Below are 19,096 nucleotides of genomic sequence, written 5' to 3' on the forward strand. Positions count from 1 at the left end.
ACTGCGCCTACGCTTGCGGCGGCAGGCAAACGCCAATACCAGCGATACCGCAGTAACCATACGGATTTTTATGCAGATACTGCTGGTGGTCATCTTCTGCGTAATAGAACGGTGTGGCGGTTTTGATTTCGGTTGTCACCTGGCGATCATCGCCTGCGCTACGCATGGCGGCCTGAAAACGTTCGAGGCTGGCTTGCGCCGCTGCGCTTTGCTCTGGCGTTAAGGGGTAGATCCCGGAACGGTACTGGGTACCCTGATCGTTGCCCTGACGCATGCCCTGCGCCGGATCGTGATTCTCCCAGAATACCTGCAACAGCTGTTCGTAGCTCACTAGCTGGGGATCGTACACCACGCGCACGGCTTCGGCGTGACCGGTCTGCCCGCTACACACTTCCCGATAGGTCGGGTTTGGGGTGTACCCGCCTGTATAACCCGCCGCAGTGCTGTAAACGCCCGGTAATTGCCAGAAAAGACGTTCAACGCCCCAGAAGCAGCCCATGGCGAACAGTGCAATTTCCATCCCATCCGGAACATGCGTCATTGAATGCTCGTTGACGGCATGTAAACTGGCGACAGGCATCGGTGTATTGCGTCCGGGTAATGCATCCGACTGAGAAACAAGCTCTTTTTTATCAAACAGACTCACGGTTGAACCTCCCGGAGGGTCGAATTGCGGTTAAGGTTGTAACGGAGCGTGTGTTTTAACACAATATGCACCGTAAACCGACTAGATTTAAACATAAGAAATTTTGGGGTAGTCGTCCGTTTTTCAACCCATGTTTTGGGTTTTTATCGGCTTGTGTACCGCCAACAACGCGGTGCAAAGCTCAGCGCGGAGCTGCGCTTACGTTTCCTTCCAGGGGTGGGAACAAGGATATTCAGGAGAGAACGTGCCAAAGATCCGTCTGTTATGTTTTGCCGGTTTGTTGCTGGCGAGCGAAACGGCCTTCGCTGCCAATGTGCGATTGCAACTGGAAGGGTTGACCGGAGCGCTGCAAAAAAATGTCCGCGCCCAGTTGTCGACCATCGAGAGCGATGAAGTCACGCCCGATCGACGTTTTCAGGCACGTGTGGACGATGCCATCCGTGAAGGGTTAAAAGCGTTGGGCTACTACGAGCCGACGATTGATTTTGAACTGCGTCCGCCACCGAAAAAGGGGCGTCAGGTGCTGGTGGCACGCGTGTCACCTGGCGAGCCGGTGCGCATTGGCAGCACCGATGTGGTGCTGCGTGGCGGCGCACGCACCGACAGCGACTACCTCGATTTACTCAAGAAACGCCCGGCCATTGGCTCGGTGCTGAATCACGGCGACTATGACGCCTTTAAAAAGAGCCTCACCAACGTCGCTCTGCGTAAAGGCTACTTTGACAGCCAGTTTAGTAAAAGCCAGCTGGGCATCGCCCTCGACAGACGTCTTGCATTCTGGGATATCGATTACGACAGCGGCCAGCGTTACCGTTTTGGCGCGGTCACCTTTGAAGGGTCGCAAATCCGCGAAGAATATCTGCAAAATCTGGTTCCTTTCCACGCAGGTGATTATTACCAGACCAAAGATCTGGCCGAGCTGAACCGCCGCTTATCAGCCACGGGCTGGTTTAACTCGGTGGTGGTGGCGCCAGAATTTGATAAAGCCCGTCAGACCAAAGTGCTGCCGCTGAAGGGCGTTGTTTCGCCGCGCACGGAGAACACCATCGAAACCGGGGTGGGTTACTCTACCGATGTGGGGCCGCGCGTCAAAGCGACGTGGAAAAAACCGTGGATGAACTCCTACGGCCACAGCCTGACCACCAGCATGAGTGTGTCGGCACCGGAGCAGCAGCTGGATTTCAGCTATAAAATGCCGCTGCTGAAGAATCCGCTGGAACAGTATTACCTGGTGCAGGGCGGCTTTAAACGCACGGATCTTAACGATACCGAAGCCGACTCCACCACGCTTGCGCTCTCTCGCTACTGGGACCTCTCCAGCGGCTGGCAGCGTGCCATTAACCTGCGCTGGAGTCTCGATCACTTTACCCAGGCCAGCGTGACCAATACCACTATGTTGCTTTACCCTGGCGTGATGATCAGCCGCACCCGCTCACGCGGCGGCCTGATGCCAACGTGGGGAGACTCGCAGCGCTACTCCGTGGACTACTCCAACACCGCATGGGGATCGGATGTCGACTTCCTTGTGCTGCAGGCGCAAAACGTCTGGATCCGTACCCTCTATGATCGCCACCGCTTTGTGGTGCGCGGCAATCTTGGCTGGATCGAAACCGGTGATTTTGATCGTGTCCCGCCGGATCTGCGTTTCTTCGCCGGGGGTGATCGCAGTATTCGCGGCTACAAATACAAATCTATCGCGCCGAAAGATGACGATGGCAAGCTGATCGGTGCCTCGAAACTGGCGACCGGATCGCTGGAATACCAGTACAACGTGAGCGGTAAATGGTGGGGCGCCGTCTTTGTCGACAGCGGCGAAGCGGTGAGCGATATCCGCAAGAGCGATATCAAAACCGGCACCGGTGTTGGCGTGCGCTGGGAGTCGCCGGTAGGGCCAATCAAGCTCGATTTTGCCGTACCGGTCGGCGACAAAGATGAGCATGGGTTACAGTTTTACATCGGTCTGGGGCCAGAATTATGAGTTTATGGAAGAAAATCAGCCTCAGTGTACTGGTGTTTATCTTGCTGGTGCTGGGTACGGTGGCATTTTTGGTTGGCACCACCAGCGGGCTGCATCTGCTGTTTAGCGCCGCGAACCGTTGGGTGCCCGGGTTGCATATCGGTCAGGTCATCGGTGGCTGGCGCGATCTGACATTAAAAAATGTTCGCTATGACCAGCCGGGTGTCGCCGTCAATGCCGGGGAGTTTCACCTTGCAGTCAATGTGGGCTGCCTGCGCAGCAGCAGTTTATGTGTGAACGATCTGTCGCTAAAAGACATTAATATCGCCATCGACAGCAAAAAAATGCCCCCTGCCGCGCCGGTACAGGAAGAGGATAGCGGCCCGCTCAATCTCTCAACACCGTACCCGATTACCCTGAGCCGCGTGGCATTGAACAACGTCAATGTCACTATCGATGACACCACGGTCTCAGTAATGGATTTCAGCACCGGGCTGAACTGGCAAGACAAAGATCTGACGCTGAAACCGACATCGCTACAAGGGTTGCTAATAGCGTTGCCAAAAGTGGAGAAAGTGGCGCAGGAACAGGTCATTGAACCCAAGATAGACAACCCGAAACCGGAAGAGAAACCGCTTGGCGAAACGCTGAAAGCGCTGTTTGAAAAACCGCTGTTGCCAGAAATGACCGATGTGCATCTGCCGCTCAATCTTAACATTGAGGAATTTCGCGGCGAGCAACTGCGTGTCACGGGGGACACCGACATCCTGGTGCGTAGCCTGCTGCTTAAAGTGAGCAGCATGAACGGACAGATGAAGCTCGACGCGCTGGAGGTGGATTCAAACCAGGGGCAGGTCAGCGCCACTGGCAGTGCTCAACTGCGTGATAACTGGCCGGTGGATATCACCCTGAACAGCGCGCTGAATATGGCGCCGCTGCAAGGCGAGAAAGTGAAGCTGCACATTGGCGGCGAAATGCGCAAGCAGCTGGACGTTAACGTCAATCTTTCCGGCCCGGTGGATATGGTAATGCAGGCGCAAACGCAACTGGCGGAAGCCGGGCTGCCGTTGAACCTGGCGATCACCAGTAAACAGCTGTACTGGCCGTTTACCGGCGAAAAGGAGTTCCAGGCGGACGATCTGGCGCTGACCTTTAGCGGCAAAATGACCGATTACACGCTGGCGTTCCGGGCTGCGGTTAAAGGCCAGGAGATCCCCCCTGCGACTTTCCAGCTTGCAGGGAAAGGTAATGAGCAGCAAATCAGCATCGATAAGCTCACCATCGCGGCGCTGGAAGGTAAAACCGAATTAACCGCGCTGCTCGACTGGCAGCAGGCGATTAGCTGGCGTGGTGAACTGACCCTGAACGGTATTGATACCGCAAAAGCTTTCCCGGAATGGCCATCAAAGCTGAATGGCCTGATCAAAACCCGCGGCAGCCTTTATGGCGGAAGCTGGCAACTGGATGTGCCAGAACTGAAGCTCAATGGCAATGTGAAGAATAACAAAGTTAATGTGGCCGGGCAGGTGAAAGGCAACAGCTACCTGCAGTGGACGATCCCTGATTTGCACCTTGAACTGGGGCGTAACAGCGCTGATATCAAAGGTGAGCTGGGGGTTAAAGATCTCAATCTGGATGCCAACATTGATGCGCCAGGACTGGATAACGCTCTGCCAGGACTTGGCGGTACGGCAAAAGGGATCGTAAAAATACGCGGCACAGTCGATGCGCCGCAGGCGCTGGCGGACATTACGGCCAACGGATTACGCTGGCAGGATCTTTCCATTGCCCGGGTTCGGGTGGAAGGGGATGTGAAATCCAGCGATCAGATCGCCGGCAAGCTGGATGTTCGTGTCGAGCGTATCAGCCAGCCGGGTGTTAACGTCAGCCTGGTGACGCTGGCGGCCGACGGCAATGAAAAACAGCATAAGCTACAGTTGCGTGTCCAGGGCGAGCCGGTATCCGGGCAACTGAACCTGGCAGGGAGCTTTGATCGCCAGGAACAGCGCTGGAAAGGCACTCTGAGCGATACGCGCTTCGCCACGCCGGTAGGGCCCTGGTCGATTAACAGACCGATCGCGCTGGATTACCGAAACCAGGAGCAGAAAATCGCCATTGGCCCGCACTGCTGGCTTAACCCTAATGCGGAGCTGTGTGTGCCGCAAACCATCGATGCTGGCGCGCAGGGGCATGCGGTGGTGAGCCTCAACCGTTTCGATTTGGCAATGCTGAAACCCTTTATGCCAGACACTACTCAAGCGAGCGGTGTGTTTAGCGGTAAAGCGGACGTCAGTTGGGATGCCAGCAAAGAGGGGCTACCGCAAGGACAGGTGACGTTATCCGGGCGCAATGTGAAAGTGACGCAGGTGGTAAACGATGCGCCGCTGCCGGTGGCCTTTGAGACGCTGAATCTTAATGCCCAGTTACGTAATAACCGCGCCGATCTGGGCTGGCTGATCCGCCTGACTAATAACGGGCAATTCGATGGACAGGTGCAGATCACCGATCCGCAAGGTCGGCGCAATCTGGGCGGTAACGTCAATATTCGCAACTTCTCACTGGCTATGGCCAATGCCATTTTCAGCCGTGGCGAGAAAGTAGCCGGTACCCTGAATGCTAACCTGCGGCTGGCAGGTAATGCCCGGAGCCCGCAACTGTTCGGTCAGTTGGGCCTGAATGGCATTGATGTGGAAGGCAATTTTATGCCGTTCGATATGCAACCCAGCCAGCTGGCGATTAACTTCAATGGCATGCGATCTGTATTGCAGGGCGTGGTGCGGACCGGACAGGGGCAAATCAACCTCAGTGGCGATGCCGACTGGAGCCAAATTGATAACTGGCGCGCACGCATTGCGGCGAAGGGCAGTAAAGTGCGCATTACCGTACCGCCGATGGTGCGGCTGGACGTGTCGCCGGACGTGGTGTTTGAGGCCACCCCAAGCCTGTTTACGCTTGATGGCAGTGTCGACGTGCCGTGGGCGCGCATTGTGGTGCATGACGTACCGGAAAGCGCAGTCGGCGTCTCCAGTGATGAGGTGATGCTTAACGATCAGCTGAAACCCGAGAAGCCGCAGACCGCATCGATCCCGATTAACAGTAATCTGGTTATCCACGTTGGGAATAACGTTCGTCTGGATGCGTTTGGCCTGAAAGCCAGGCTGACCGGCGACCTGAAAGTGGCGCAGGATAAACAGGGACTGGGGCTTAATGGGCAAATTAATATTCCTGAAGGGCGATTCCATGCTTATGGTCAGGATTTGATCGTGCGTAAAGGCGAGTTGCTGTTCTCCGGGCCGCCTGATCAACCGCTGCTGAACATTGAGGCGATCCGTAACCCGGACTCGACAGAAAACGATGTGATCGCCGGGGTGCGGGTCACCGGGACTGCAGACGAGCCGAAAGCGGAGATCTTCTCCGATCCGGCGATGTCGCAGCAGGAAGCGCTCTCCTACCTGCTGCGCGGGCAGGGTCTGGACAGTCAACAGAGCGATAGTGCAGCAATGACCTCTATGTTGGTAGGCCTGGGGGTTGCACAAAGTGGTCAGGTTGTGGGTAAAATCGGCGAGACGTTTGGCGTAAGCAACCTGGCGCTGGATACCCAGGGAGTAGGCGACTCCTCTCAGGTGGTGGTCAGTGGTTATGTGCTGCCGGGTCTACAGGTAAAATATGGTGTCGGAATTTTTGACTCACTGGCGACTCTCACGTTACGTTATCGCCTGATGCCTAAGCTGTATCTTGAAGCGGTGTCTGGCGTAGATCAGGCACTTGATTTGCTCTATCAGTTTGAGTTTTAGCAATGCGAATATTTGTCTACGGCAGTTTACGAAGCAAACAAGGCAACAGTCACTGGATGACCAATGCGCAGTGGCTGGGGGATTTTTGCGTCGAAAATCATCAGCTGTTTAGTCTGGGACATTACCCGGGTGCAGTGCCGGGTGAAGGAAGCGTGCAGGGCGAAGTGTATCGTATTGATGCGGCAACGCTCGGCGAGCTGGATGCGCTGCGCACCGCTGGCGGCGAATATAAACGTCAGCTTATCCAGACGCCTTATGGCAGCGCCTGGATGTATGTGTATCAGCGTTCGGTTGAGGGTAAAACCCTCATCGAAACCGGTAACTGGCTCGACAGAGATAAGTACCAGAAATAGTCAGTATCAGAAGACCGCGCCGCAGGGCGCGGTTTTTCTTTGGGTAAAATAAAGGACGGCAGGGTCAATGAGAAAAACAGTCTGGGCAATCGTGGGCGTACTGCTGCTGATCGGATCGTTCAGTTTTGGCTATCAGACTTACTACTCGTTCCTGCGCTATTTCTGGGGGCCGGCCGAACTGGTTACCACATCCATACAGGATATGCTGGTGGCCAATCTGCTCAATGGCCTGCAATTTGCCTTCTGCGGCTTTTTAATGTTGATGGTGTTGATACGCCGGAATGCCCGGCGCCGTTTCACAACACGTGGTCTGGCACTCACCGGCGTGGGGTTAGTGATCAGCAACGCCGTGCTCTACAGCCTGTTTGTCGTTATCCACAAGTTCGCGCTGGCACCGACGTTACCTGACGGGATCAGTATTAATATCACCCACCAGTATTTCTCTCCGGAAATGTTATTGAGCACAGTGATCGTAGTGCTCTTCGTCAGGGCCCGTCGCTAAGGCTTTTTCCCGGGTCTGAGCGTGGTTTGTGGCAGACGAAAAAAAGACAGGCATAAAAAAGCCCCGACCGCGTTAACCGCGTCAGGGCTTTTGGCCATAAAAGCGAATTACTTCTTGGCAGCGCGTTCGAAGGAGGCAACGATTTCAGCTTTCGCCGCTTCAGCGTTGTCCCAACCGTCCACTTTCACCCATTTGCCTTTTTCAAGATCTTTATAGTGCTCGAAGAAGTGGGTGATCTGCGCTTTCAGCAGTTCCGGCAGGTCGTTCACATCTTTAATGTGATCGTACTCTTTGCTCAGCTTAGTGTGCGGAACAGCAACCAGTTTCGCATCTTCACCGGACTCGTCGGTCATTTTCAGCACGCCAACCGGACGGCAGCGAATAACAGAGCCTGGCTCCAGCGGGTAAGGCGTCGGGACCAGCACGTCTACCGGGTCACCATCCAGAGAGAGGGTGTGGTTGATGTAACCGTAGTTGCACGGATAGAACATCGCGGTGGACATAAAACGGTCAACAAACAGCGCGCCGCTTTCTTTGTCGACTTCGTATTTGATCGGGTCAGCGTTAGCCGGGATTTCGATAACAACGTAGATATCTTCTGGCAGATCTTTACCCGCCGGGACGTTAAGTAAGCTCATGTTTGTTTCCTTTAAAATGTGTGGCAAACAAGTGCCGGGTATTATAGCCAACTGGTTGTGAATGTCTTTGCTTGTTTTAACTTACTCACACTTTTCAGACGCTTTTCTTGTGCCAGTTTGTGACAGTTTTGTCCATAACCATAGCAGCATACTGAATAAATTTATGTAAGCGATTACAGTGAAATTGTCGCACTGTTTCAGCGCAGTAAATTTCTGCAATTTCAATGGATAATTGAGGTGAATTAAACCACCCCTTTTCGCGCGCCAGATCGCAACTGACTCACAACAATTCATTCACTTTTCCGATTTGTGATGTAACGCATTTTGTTACATCCCCGATTGTCTATAGTTTCCCCGCAGGTGAAGTTGTAGCCAACAATAACCCTACGAGGATGCTCTTATGTGGAAGCGCTTACTTCTTGTCACAGCAGTTTCGGCAGCCATGTCGTCTATGGTAATGGCCGCCCCGTTAACCGTGGGATTTTCGCAGGTCGGATCAGAGTCCGGCTGGCGTGCCGCTGAAACCAACGTCGCGAAAAGCGAAGCCAGCAAACGCGGCATTACGCTGAAGATTGCTGACGGTCAGCAAAAACAGGAAAACCAGATCAAAGCCGTGCGTTCGTTTATCGCCCAGGGCGTGGACGCCATCTTTATTGCCCCGGTGGTAGCGACCGGCTGGGAGCCGGTACTGAAAGAAGCGAAAGATGCCGAAATTCCGGTTTTCCTTCTCGACCGCTCCATTGATGTAAAAGACAAATCGCTCTATATGACCACCGTCACCGCTGACAACGTGCTGGAAGGCAAATTGATTGGCGACTGGCTGGTGAAAACAGTGGCGGGTAAGCCCTGTAACGTTGTAGAGCTGCAGGGTACCGTGGGTGCCAGCGTTGCGATCGATCGTAAAAAAGGTTTCGCCGAAGCCATCTCAAAAGCCTCGAACATCAAAATTATTCGTTCTCAGTCTGGCGACTTTACCCGCAGCAAGGGCAAAGAGGTGATGGAGAGCTTTATCAAGGCGGAAAACAACGGCAAGAACATTTGCATGGTTTACGCCCATAACGATGACATGGCGATCGGTGCCATCCAGGCGATCAAAGAAGCAGGCCTGAAGCCGGGCAAAGACATTCTGACCGGCTCTATCGACGGCGTGCCGGATATCTACAAAGCGATGATTGACGGTGAAGCGAACGCCAGCGTCGAGCTGACGCCAAATATGGCCGGCCCGGCTTTCGATGCACTGGAGAAATTTAAAAAAGACGGTACTCAGCCGCCGAAGCTGACCATTACCAAGTCCACGCTCTATCTGCCGGATACGGCGAAAGAGGAGCTCGAGAAGAAGAAAAACATGGGCTATTGAGTCCTGAGTTCCCTCTCCCCGCTGGGGAGAGGGCGATGTAGAAGGGGAGAGGGTCATGACTGACGCAGCACCGCAGGAGATCCTGCGAACCGAAGGATTAAGTAAATTCTTTCCCGGCGTTAAGGCGCTCGATAACGTGGATTTTAGCCTGCGACGCGGCGAGATCATGGCTCTGCTCGGCGAAAACGGCGCGGGAAAATCAACGCTGATTAAGGCCCTGACGGGGGTTTACCAGGCCGATAAAGGCGCAATCTGGCTGGAAGGCCAGCAGATTCGGCCAAAAAACACCGCCCACGCTCAGCAACTGGGCATTGGCACGGTTTACCAGGAAGTGAACCTGCTGCCGAATATGTCGGTAGCGGATAATCTTTTTATTGGCCGTGAGCCGCGACGGTTTGGCCTGCTGCGCCGAAAAGAGATGGAAGCGCGCGCAACCGCATTAATGGAGTCTTACGGCTTTTCGCTGGATGTGCGCGAGCCGCTAAACCGCTATTCAGTGGCGATGCAGCAGATCGTGGCGATCTGTCGCGCGATTGATCTCTCCGCAAAAGTGTTGATCCTCGACGAGCCGACCGCCAGCCTGGATACCCAGGAGGTGGAAATGCTGTTTACCCTGATGCGCCAGCTTAGCGCGCAGGGCGTCAGCCTGATATTCGTCACCCATTTTCTTGACCAGGTTTATGAAGTCAGCGACCGCATTACCGTTCTGCGTAACGGCGGCTTTGTTGGCTGTCAGCCGACCAGCGAATTGCCGCAAATCGAACTGGTCAAAATGATGCTGGGCCGCGAGCTGGAGAGTAATGCACTGCAACGTGCCGGGCGTACGCTGTTGAGCGAAAAACCGGTAGCGGCGTTTAAAGGCTTCGGTAAGAAAGGCACGATTTTGCCGTTTGATCTGGAGGTTCGCCCTGGTGAAATCGTCGGCCTGGCCGGGCTGCTTGGTTCCGGGCGTACTGAAACTGCCGAAGTGATTTTTGGCATCAAACCTGCCGACAGCGGTAGCGCCACCATCAAAGGCAAAGCGCAGACGTTACGTTCTCCGCACCAGGCATCCTGTCTTGGTATTGGCTTTTGCCCGGAAGATCGCAAAACCGACGGCATTATTGCGGCGGCTTCCGTAAGGGAAAATATTGTGCTGGCGCTGCAGGCACAGCGCGGCTGGCTGCGACCCATTCCCCGCAAAGAGCAAAATGCGATTGCCGAACGCTTTATCCGCCAGTTAGGCATTCGCACGCCCAGCGCGGAACAACCCATTGAGTTCCTCTCTGGCGGCAATCAGCAAAAAGTCCTGCTTTCGCGCTGGCTGCTGACTCGCCCGCAATTTCTTATTCTCGACGAGCCGACACGCGGCATCGATGTGGGCGCACATGCCGAGATCATCCGTCTGATTGAGACGCTATGTGCTGATGGCCTGGCGCTGCTGGTCATTTCGTCCGAACTGGAAGAGTTAGTAGGCTATGCGGATCGGGTGATTATCATGCGCGATCGCAAACAGGTCGCAGAGATCCCGCTCGCTGAGTTATCGGTTCCGGCGATCATGAATGCCATTGCGGCATAAGGAGTAGAGTGTGATGCCTCAATCTCTTGGGCAAACCGGGCAGCCAAAGCGGCGGTTTAAGTGGCCTGTCGGCACGCCGCAACTGATAGCTCTGCTGCTGGTACTGGTGGTGGATAGCCTTGTCGCACCGCATTTTTACCAGGTGGTGTTGCAGGACGGGCGGCTGTTCGGCAGCCCTGTCGACATTCTTAACCGTGCCGCGCCGGTCGCGTTGCTGGCGATCGGTATGACGCTGGTGATTGCCACGGGCGGCATTGACCTCTCTGTTGGAGCGGTGATGGCCATCGCCGGGGCGACGGCGGCGTCGATGACCGTTGCCGGCTACAGCCTGGGCATGGTGCTGCTGGCAGCGCTGGGGACGGGCATCCTGGCGGGGCTGTGGAACGGCATTCTGGTGGCGATCCTGAAAATTCAGCCCTTTGTTGCCACGTTGATCCTGATGGTGGCGGGGCGCGGTGTTGCGCAGTTGATCACCTCGGGGCAAATCGTTACTTTCAATGCCCCCTCGCTGGCGTGGCTGGGCAGCGGTTCGCTGTTGTTATTCCCAACGCCGGTGATGATTGCGCTGGCGACGCTGGTGCTGTTCTGGTTATTCACCCGTAAAACCGCGCTGGGTATGTTTATCGAAGCGGTGGGGATCAACATTCGCGCGGCGAAAAACGCCGGGGTCAGCACCCGCCTCGTGGTTATGTTGACCTACGTGCTGAGCGGCGTCTGCGCCGCGATTGCAGGTGTCATTGTCACGGCCGATATTCGCGGTGCCGATGCCAATAATGCGGGGCTGTGGCTGGAGCTGGACGCTATCCTGGCGGTGGTGATCGGCGGCGGCTCGCTGATGGGGGGACGCTTCAATCTCGTGTTGTCGGTGGTGGGCGCATTGATTATTCAAGGGATGAACACCGGTATTCTGCTCTCCGGGTTCCAGCCAGAACTCAACCAGGTTGTGAAAGCCGTGGTGGTGATGTGCGTACTGATTGTGCAGTCGCCGCGCTTTATCGCGTTGATTAAAGGAGTCCGCGGTCATGATAAAACGTAATTTGCCGCTCATGATCACGCTGGGCGTGTTCGTGCTCGGCTACCTCTACTGCCTGACACAGTTTCCGGGCTTTGCCTCGACGCGGGTTATCTGCAACATCCTGACAGATAATGCGTTTCTCGGGATTATCGCCGTTGGTATGACCTTTGTGATCCTCTCCGGCGGTATCGATTTATCGGTCGGTTCCGTCATCGCTTTTAGCGGCGTCTTCCTGGCGAAGGCCATTGGCGACTGGGGCATCTCACCACTGCTGGCTTTCCCGCTGATCCTGGCGATGGGCTGCGCTTTCGGTGCGTTTATGGGGTTGCTGATTGATGCGTTAAAAATTCCCGCTTTTATCATTACCCTGGCGGGGATGTTTTTCCTGCGTGGGGTCAGCTACTTATTGTCGGAGGAGTCCATTCCTATCAACCACCCCATTTACGACACGCTCTCCAGCCTTGCGTGGAAAATCCCTGGCGGCGGGCGCTTAAGCGCAATGGGGTTACTGATGTTGCTGGTTGTGGTGATGGGTATTTTTCTGGCGCACCGTACCCGGTTCGGTAATGAGGTTTATGCCATCGGCGGTAATGCAACCTCGGCGAATTTAATGGGCATCTCTACCCGAAGTACCACGGTGCGGATTTACATGTTGTCGACCGGACTGGCGACGCTGGCCGGGATTGTGTTCTCTGTTTATACCCAGGCTGGCTATGCGCTGGCGGGCGTTGGCGTGGAGCTGGACGCCATTGCCTCGGTGGTGATTGGCGGCACTTTATTGAGCGGCGGCGTGGGGACGGTGCTCGGCACGCTGTTTGGCGTAGCGATCCAGGGGCTGATTCAGACCTATATCAACTTTGATGGTACGCTCAGCTCGTGGTGGACCAAAATCGCCATTGGTATTCTGTTGTTTATTTTTATCGCGTTGCAACGTGGCCTGACAGTATTGTGGGAGAACCGACAAAGCTCTCCTGTAACACGTGTTAGCACAACCGTAACAAAATAGTAACGTCATGAAAAATTGATGTATTCCTAAAGTAATTCCGTTAGCAGTCGATAACTGACGAATGGGCTTAATTTGCGCCAAAAAGTATCACTGCTACCGGAATTCACATCATGCTTAAAACGCTTTCGATCCGTACTGGTTTACTTTCGTTGTTGGCTGTTATGACCCTCCTGCTGCTGCTGGTCAGCGGTATTGGAGTGTATGCATTAAATAAAAGCTCTTCGTCGCTGGAGCGTATTAGTCAGTTGCAGGGCGAGAAAATGGCGCGTCTGAGTGAAGGGTATACCCTGATCCTGCGCGCACGTAATGAAGCAGGCCAGGCTGTGCGTATGATGGAAGTCGGCCTGCTGGATGATGCAGCAAAATCCGTTAAGATGATCAACACCGAAATCGCCCAGGGCGAGAATGCGCTGTCCGGCGTGATCAAGATGGGTGTGGATGACGAACAAGGCGCTGCGCTGCTGGGGCAAATGGCAAAAAGCTATGGCGATTACGTCAACCAGGGCATTACGCCGATGCAGGATGCCCTGAACAAACAGAGCGCCGATGCGTATTACGATCTGCTGGAAAACAAACTTATCCCTATCTCCCGCCAGTTCGACAACGATATGCAATCTTTCCAGCGCTGGGGCGAGGCGCGGGGTAAAACCGAAGTGGCCGCCGTACAGAGCAGTAAAAACGTGGTGATGCTGCTGATTATGGTCGTGGCGCTGCTGGTGGCGGGCATTATCGTGCTGGCCTGGCTGGCGCTGCGCCATATGCTATTGAAACCGCTGGAAAGCTCCATCGAACAGCTTGAAAAGGTTGCCGCGGGTGATTTGGCACAGGTGAAAGCCGAAGTGGCGAGCCAGGAGTTCAACCGCCTGAACGCCGCCATTGAGGAGATGCGCCATGCGCTGATCAACTCAGTAACGCGGGTGCGCGATGCCAGTTCCCAAATCGATACCGGTAGCCGCGAACTCGCTGCCGGCAACGTCGATCTGTCACAGCGTACGGAATCTACGGCCACGTCGCTCGAGCAGACGGCCGCGAGTATGGAACAGATCACCGCCACGGTAAAACTGAATGCCGACAATGCCGAGCAGGCGCACCAACTGGCGCAGACCGTCTCTGATACCGCGGATCGCGGTAGCGAAATGGTGTGTTATGTGATTGAAAAAATGCGCGATATCTCCGGCAGTTCTGATCGTATCGCCGACATTCTTAGCGTTATCGACTCCATCGCCTTCCAGACTAATATTCTGGCGCTGAACGCAGCGGTAGAAGCCGCCCGCGCCGGAGAGCAGGGCCGTGGTTTCGCTGTGGTAGCCGGTGAAGTGCGTAACCTCGCCAGCCGTAGCGCAGAAGCAGCCAAAGAGATCCGCACGCTTATCAGCAGCTCGCAGGCGCAAGTCTCTGAAGGGAGTGATTTGGCAATGCAGGCCGGGGAAACGATGGACGAAATCGCAGAAGAAGTGTTGCGAATGACCAAATTAATGCGCGAAATCGCCAATGCATCGCAGGAACAGAGCCGGGGCATTGAGCAGGTGAACATTGCGGTCAGCCAGATGGATGAAACGGCGCAGCAAAACGCGGCACTGGTGCAGCAGTCCTCTGCGGCGACGCGTTCACTGGAAGAACAGTCTCGCGAGTTGTTACAGGCTATGGCATCATTTCGCCTGCAAACTCAGGCGTAATCAGGAAGGAACATGGGCGTTTGTATTCAGTGCGATAAAGAAGCACTCAAAGACAGTGATTATTGTGCACAGTGTGAGGAGCGCGAATTCAAAAAAATTCGTGGCTGGCTGTATGTGGCCGCCTTCGGACTGATCATGAGCATTCTGAGCACAATCCTCAGCATTAACAGCAGCCTGCGCCTGTTAATGGAGTACTACGCCCAGATTGACGGCACGCGAAAAGCCATTCTGTTTTTTGAACTGTTTGCCTGGCTGATTCTGTTTGGGTTTTCGCTGTTTACCAGCAGCCTGTTTTTCCGCAAGAAGCGTCTGCTGCCGCGCTGCTATATCGCGCTGTTGGTGATGTGGGTTGCGTTTATGGTGATTGATTTGCTGCTTGCGCATCAGTATCTGGCAATGCCCTTTGCCTATGAGACAGTTCAGCCGGTGATCCGCAATATCCTTAGCGCCTGTATCTGGATCCCTTATTTCCTTGTTTCTGTGCGGGTAAAACGCACATTTGTACGCTGATGCTCTAAAATTTGCCCGTCCAGGCGTGTCAGGCTGTGGCCGGGCAAGTCCCTAACTGGCGCTTACAGCGCCAAAAACGGATTATGCGTCCGGGTACTCAAGCATAAAACGTTCAACATCTTCAACCATATGCTCATTGCCGACGAAGAATGGACGGCGCTGGTGCAGGCTTTCCGGCTGGATATCCAGAATACGTGCTTTACCATCGCTGGCCTTGCCACCCGCTTGTTCCGCGAGGAACGCCATCGGGTTGCATTCGTACAGCAGACGCAGTTTCCCTTCCGGGTGGCTGGCGGTGCTAGGGTAGAGATAAATACCGCCTTTCAGCAGGTTACGATGGAAATCCGCCACCAGTGAGCCGATGTAACGCGTAGTATAAGGACGGTGCGTGGCCTTATCTTCTTCCTGGCAGAATTTCAGGTATTTCTTCACGCCCTGCGGGAACTTGATGTAGTTACCTTCGTTGATGGAGTAAGTGTAACCCTGCTCCGGGAAGCGCATCCGCTCCTGGCACAGGCAGAACACGCCCAGCGACGGGTCATACGTAAAGGCATGAACACCGCAGCCGGTGGTGTAAACCAGCATCGTGGAGGAGCCGTACACCACATAACCCGCTGCGACCTGTTTGTTACCCGGTTGCAGGAAATCTTCCATCGTAACCGGCGTACCCACTGGGGTTACACGGCGGTAGATAGAGAAAATCGTCCCGACAGAGACGTTAACGTCGATGTTGGAAGAGCCATCCAGAGGATCCATCAGCACCACGTACTTGGCGTGCTCGCAACCTTCGAAAACGACAATTTCATCTTCTTCTTCGGAAGCGATACCCGCCACGATATCGCGGGCGCGAAGTGCATTTTTCAGTTTTTCATTCGCGAACAGATCGAGTTTTTGTTGCTCCTCGCCCTGCACGTTTTCAGCACCACTGGCACCCAGGATATCGACCAGACCGGCCTTATTGATATCGCGATGAATGATCTTGGCGCCCAGTTTTATCGCCGACAGCAAAGCAGTCAGTTCACCCGTTGCATGCGAGAACTCATGCTGCTTTTCGACAATAAATTCACCTAACGTTTTCATAACACTTTCCCTGCATTTTTAATATGGAGTAAAGCGATTGTAGCCTGTGGTTTTCAGGTTGCTGATGACAGCAAGTTCCGGATATTAAACAGCTGACGCTGTAACAGCCAGAGCTTTCGCAAACGAAAACGCGACGTACATGCAACAATACTAACAAAGATTCAAAAGTTCGTGCTCAGGTGAATCGCGCCAGCTACATACGGATTATCCTGAAATGCATTTCTCAGACGTTAAACATATGAGTAAAATGTGCGCCAGTTTAAGAAAGGATAATGACGCATGCGCATTCATATTTTGGGGATTTGTGGCACGTTCATGGGAGGGCTTGCCATGCTGGCGCGCTCCCTTGGACACCAGGTTACCGGGTCGGATACCGATATTTATCCGCCGATGAGCACCCTGCTCGAAAAAGAAGGCATTGCGCTGACGCAGGGATACGACGCCAGCCAGCTCGATCCTGCGCCGGATTTGGTGATTGTCGGTAATGTAATGAAGCGCGGTAATCCGTGTGTTGAAGCCGTTCTGGAGAAAAACATTCCGTTTATGTCCGGCCCGCAATGGCTGCACGACTTCGTACTACGCGACCGCTGGGTGGTGGCCATTGCCGGGACACACGGTAAAACGACCACCGCCGGAATGGCGACCTGGATCCTTGACGCGTGCGGTTACAAGCCTGGGTTTGTGATCGGCGGTGTTCCGGGTAATTTTGAGGTTTCTGCACGTCTGGGTGAAAGCCCGTTCTTCGTTATCGAAGCAGATGAATATGATTGCGCCTTCTTCGACAAGCGTTCCAAATTTGTGCATTACTGCCCGCGTACGCTGGTGCTCAACAACCTTGAGTTTGACCATGCGGATATTTTTGACGATCTGAAAGCGATCCAGAAACAGTTCCACCACCTGGTGCGTATTGTGCCAGGGCAGGGGAAAATTATCTGGCCTGAAAACGACATCAATCTGAAACAGACGATGGCGATGGGCTGCTGGAGCGAGCAGGAACTGGTGGGTGAACAAGGCCACTGGCAGGCGAAAAAACTCAATACCGATGCCTCCCATTGGGAAGTCTGGCTGGATAACGAATGTGTCGGCCAGGTGAACTGGGGTCTGGTTGGCGAGCACAATATGCACAATGGCCTGATGGCGATTGCTGCGGCGCGCCACGTGGGGGTTGCGCCGGCAGATGCGGCCAATGCGCTGGGATCGTTCATCAATGCCCGTCGCCGTCTTGAACTGCGTGGTGAAGCCAACGGCGTAACGGTGTACGACGACTTTGCTCACCATCCGACGGCAATTCTGGCGACGCTTGCTGCACTGCGCGGTAAAGTGGGTGGCACGGCCAAGATCATCGCCGTGCTGGAGCCGCGTTCCAACACCATGAAAATGGGCGTGTGCAAAGACGATCTGGCCCCGTCTCTGGGACGTGCTGATGAAGTTTACCTGCTGCAGCCGCAGCATATTCCGTGGCAGGTTGCCGAAGTGGCAGATGCCTGTGTGCAGCCAGCTTACTGGAGCGCGGATGTCGACACGCTGGCCGATATGATCGTGAAGAGTGCGCAGCCGGGCGATCACATTCTGGTGATGAGCAACGGTGGTTTTGGCGGCATTCATCAGAAACTGCTGGATGGCCTGACGAAGAAAGCGGAACTGGCGGCTGAAAACGTCTGAGCCTGCGTGGCTGAATAAAAACCGCGACCGGTACACCGGCGCGGTTTTTTTTATGCGGTGATTACTCTTTTGCCATCGGTGTTTCAATGGTTTGTGGAGTTTTGCTTCCCTGGATCGTCTGTACGCGTTTTTCCACTTCCGCCACCTGATTGCTGTTGTGCAGCAGGGTGTAGGTCAGATCAAAACGGGTACTCTGGCCGGGTTGCAGCTGTTTCACGCGTTTTTGCTCCCGCTCAATAGTAACCGGATAGGCGTAGCTGGTACCCGGTTCGATACCGGTGACGTAGCCCTGTTTTTCCGTGTCGGTGTTTTTCCACAGCGTTAGTACCGGCAGCTGGTCGGTGTTATAACCGATGGCCACCCCTTTATCGCCAGCTTTGTTCAGCAAGGCGGCAACGGTCTGCTTGTTGGCATCGGCCAGCGGTTTGATATTAAAGACCATTTCATCAAAACCTTTGGTCGGCCCGGCATAGGTTTGCCACGTTTTCAGTCCATCTTTTGCATAATCGTTGAACGGGCTGACATTTTCATGCGGTGTAATAAAACGCGCGCCTTGTTCAAGGATCGGTTTGCTGAAGTTGCTGTGGTAAATGATTTGGTAGTCATGTGGGTAATCGGCATGGTTCGTCAGCACATCATGCAGGCTAAAGCTGTTGCTGCCCGGAATGTAACGCAGCTCCATTTCAGTTTGCAGGTCAGCCTTTTTGAAGGTGCTCTCTAACACACGCCCGCGTATACGGATTTCGTATGGCGCTTTTTCACTGACCTCGACAGAAACTTGCGACGCCGGGGTATTGCCGGCTTTGCCATGCAGAGTATAAATCTGCCCGTCAGCGGTCACCGGATGGCCGGTCCATTCGTAGCCGCAACGCACAACCATCTCGTTGAAACCTTCCAGCCAGCCCAGGCCATTACGGCTTTCCAGATTGATAAACGCCGGGTTCACCACTTCTTTCACTGGCGAACTCCAGCCCAAATGCACCCCGAAACCATCAGCATAGAGTAAGTTCATACCGCGAGTCGGACTCAGGGCAATGCTGAGGCCGTTTTTATCGCTTATTTTGATGACTTTACTGCCTTCCTGCTTCCCTCCGTGCAGCACAACCTGCTCAATGCTGAACTGTTGATTTTTGATGTTCAGCTGATCGCTGGTAATACGCCAGTTTCCTTGTTCAATACCGCCTTCAGCACTGGTCAGCACCCAGGTTTTTGCCATTACCGGACCAGAAATAAGCAGAGCAAGCGCAGAGAACATTACCGTCTTTTTCATCATTTCTTCCTTTTATGCTGAATCGATTAGATGTGTCGCAACCGGAATTTACGGATTGCGCAGAAAAGAAAA

General features: G+C 54.3%; 15 protein-coding genes. 11 read left to right on the forward strand and 4 right to left on the reverse strand.

Annotation, left to right across the window (positions count from 1 at the left end):
- Positions 1 to 7: 7 nt before the first annotated feature.
- Positions 8 to 646, reverse strand: coding sequence for a peptide-methionine (S)-S-oxide reductase MsrA (msrA, locus tag RTX30_RS15640; RefSeq protein WP_312691079.1), 639 nt, complete (start codon positions 644 to 646; stop codon positions 8 to 10).
- Between the two features lie 244 nt (positions 647 to 890).
- On the opposite strand from msrA, the gene tamA reads away from it, so the two are divergent.
- From tamA to RTX30_RS15660, 4 genes are all read left to right on the forward strand, one after another.
- Entirely contained in the window at positions 891 to 2,624 is a 1,734-nt protein-coding gene (gene tamA / locus RTX30_RS15645; RefSeq protein ID WP_312691080.1) for an autotransporter assembly complex protein TamA, read from the forward strand.
- Positions 2,621 to 6,397, forward strand: a complete 3,777-nt coding sequence (gene tamB, locus RTX30_RS15650) for an autotransporter assembly complex protein TamB (protein WP_312691082.1) — start codon at positions 2,621 to 2,623, stop codon at positions 6,395 to 6,397. The genes tamA and tamB overlap by 4 nt, the downstream gene beginning before the upstream one ends.
- Positions 6,398 to 6,399: 2 nt before the next feature.
- The gene (locus RTX30_RS15655; protein WP_312691083.1) at positions 6,400 to 6,750 is read left to right on the forward strand and encodes a gamma-glutamylcyclotransferase; all 351 of its coding nucleotides are present in this window, start codon (positions 6,400 to 6,402) and stop codon (positions 6,748 to 6,750) included.
- A gap of 67 nt (positions 6,751 to 6,817) precedes the next feature.
- Complete coding sequence (locus RTX30_RS15660; protein WP_312691084.1) at positions 6,818 to 7,252, forward strand: hypothetical protein; 435 nt, start codon at positions 6,818 to 6,820, stop codon at positions 7,250 to 7,252.
- Between the two features lie 107 nt (positions 7,253 to 7,359).
- Here RTX30_RS15660 and ppa read toward each other — a convergent pair whose 3' ends face one another.
- On the reverse strand, positions 7,360 to 7,890 hold the full coding sequence (gene ppa, locus RTX30_RS15665) for an inorganic diphosphatase (RefSeq protein ID WP_023478348.1): 531 nt from the start codon (positions 7,888 to 7,890) through the stop codon (positions 7,360 to 7,362).
- A gap of 400 nt (positions 7,891 to 8,290) precedes the next feature.
- Here ppa and ytfQ point away from each other — a divergent pair, with 400 nt between their 5' ends.
- From ytfQ to RTX30_RS15695, 6 genes are all read left to right on the forward strand, one after another.
- A complete protein-coding gene (ytfQ, locus tag RTX30_RS15670) occupies positions 8,291 to 9,247 on the forward strand; it encodes a galactofuranose ABC transporter substrate-binding protein YtfQ (protein WP_312691085.1) in 957 nt (318 codons plus the stop codon).
- Positions 9,248 to 9,302: 55 nt separating this feature from the next.
- A complete protein-coding gene (gene ytfR / locus RTX30_RS15675; RefSeq protein WP_312691086.1) occupies positions 9,303 to 10,805 on the forward strand; it encodes a galactofuranose ABC transporter, ATP-binding protein YtfR in 1,503 nt (500 codons plus the stop codon).
- Between the two features lie 10 nt (positions 10,806 to 10,815).
- Positions 10,816 to 11,841, forward strand: coding sequence for a galactofuranose ABC transporter, ATP-binding protein YtfT (gene ytfT / locus RTX30_RS15680; RefSeq protein ID WP_312691087.1), 1,026 nt, complete (start codon positions 10,816 to 10,818; stop codon positions 11,839 to 11,841).
- Complete coding sequence (gene yjfF, locus RTX30_RS15685) at positions 11,828 to 12,826, forward strand: galactofuranose ABC transporter, permease protein YjfF (RefSeq protein WP_312691088.1); 999 nt, start codon at positions 11,828 to 11,830, stop codon at positions 12,824 to 12,826. The genes ytfT and yjfF overlap by 14 nt, the downstream gene beginning before the upstream one ends.
- Before the next feature lie 110 nt (positions 12,827 to 12,936).
- Positions 12,937 to 14,502 (forward strand): methyl-accepting chemotaxis protein, encoded by a 1,566-nt coding sequence (locus RTX30_RS15690; protein WP_312691089.1) that lies wholly within the window; start codon positions 12,937 to 12,939, stop codon positions 14,500 to 14,502.
- A 12-nt stretch (positions 14,503 to 14,514) separates the two neighbouring features.
- Positions 14,515 to 15,012, forward strand: a complete 498-nt coding sequence (locus RTX30_RS15695; RefSeq protein ID WP_312691090.1) for a DUF2569 domain-containing protein — start codon at positions 14,515 to 14,517, stop codon at positions 15,010 to 15,012.
- Between the two features lie 81 nt (positions 15,013 to 15,093).
- Here RTX30_RS15695 and fbp read toward each other — a convergent pair whose 3' ends face one another.
- Entirely contained in the window at positions 15,094 to 16,092 is a 999-nt protein-coding gene (fbp, locus tag RTX30_RS15700; protein WP_312691091.1) for a class 1 fructose-bisphosphatase, read from the reverse strand.
- Between the two features lie 279 nt (positions 16,093 to 16,371).
- Here fbp and mpl point away from each other — a divergent pair, with 279 nt between their 5' ends.
- Positions 16,372 to 17,754, forward strand: coding sequence for a UDP-N-acetylmuramate:L-alanyl-gamma-D-glutamyl-meso-diaminopimelate ligase (gene mpl / locus RTX30_RS15705; protein ID WP_312691092.1), 1,383 nt, complete (start codon positions 16,372 to 16,374; stop codon positions 17,752 to 17,754).
- 61 nt (positions 17,755 to 17,815) lie between these two features.
- On the opposite strand, the gene RTX30_RS15710 is transcribed toward mpl, so the two are convergent.
- Complete coding sequence (locus RTX30_RS15710) at positions 17,816 to 19,024, reverse strand: aldose 1-epimerase family protein (RefSeq protein WP_312691167.1); 1,209 nt, start codon at positions 19,022 to 19,024, stop codon at positions 17,816 to 17,818.
- Between the last annotated feature and the right edge of the window lie 72 nt (positions 19,025 to 19,096).

Origin of the sequence: Kosakonia sp. (genome assembly GCF_032052965.1) — a bacterium.
Taxonomy (GTDB): domain Bacteria; phylum Pseudomonadota; class Gammaproteobacteria; order Enterobacterales; family Enterobacteriaceae; genus Kosakonia.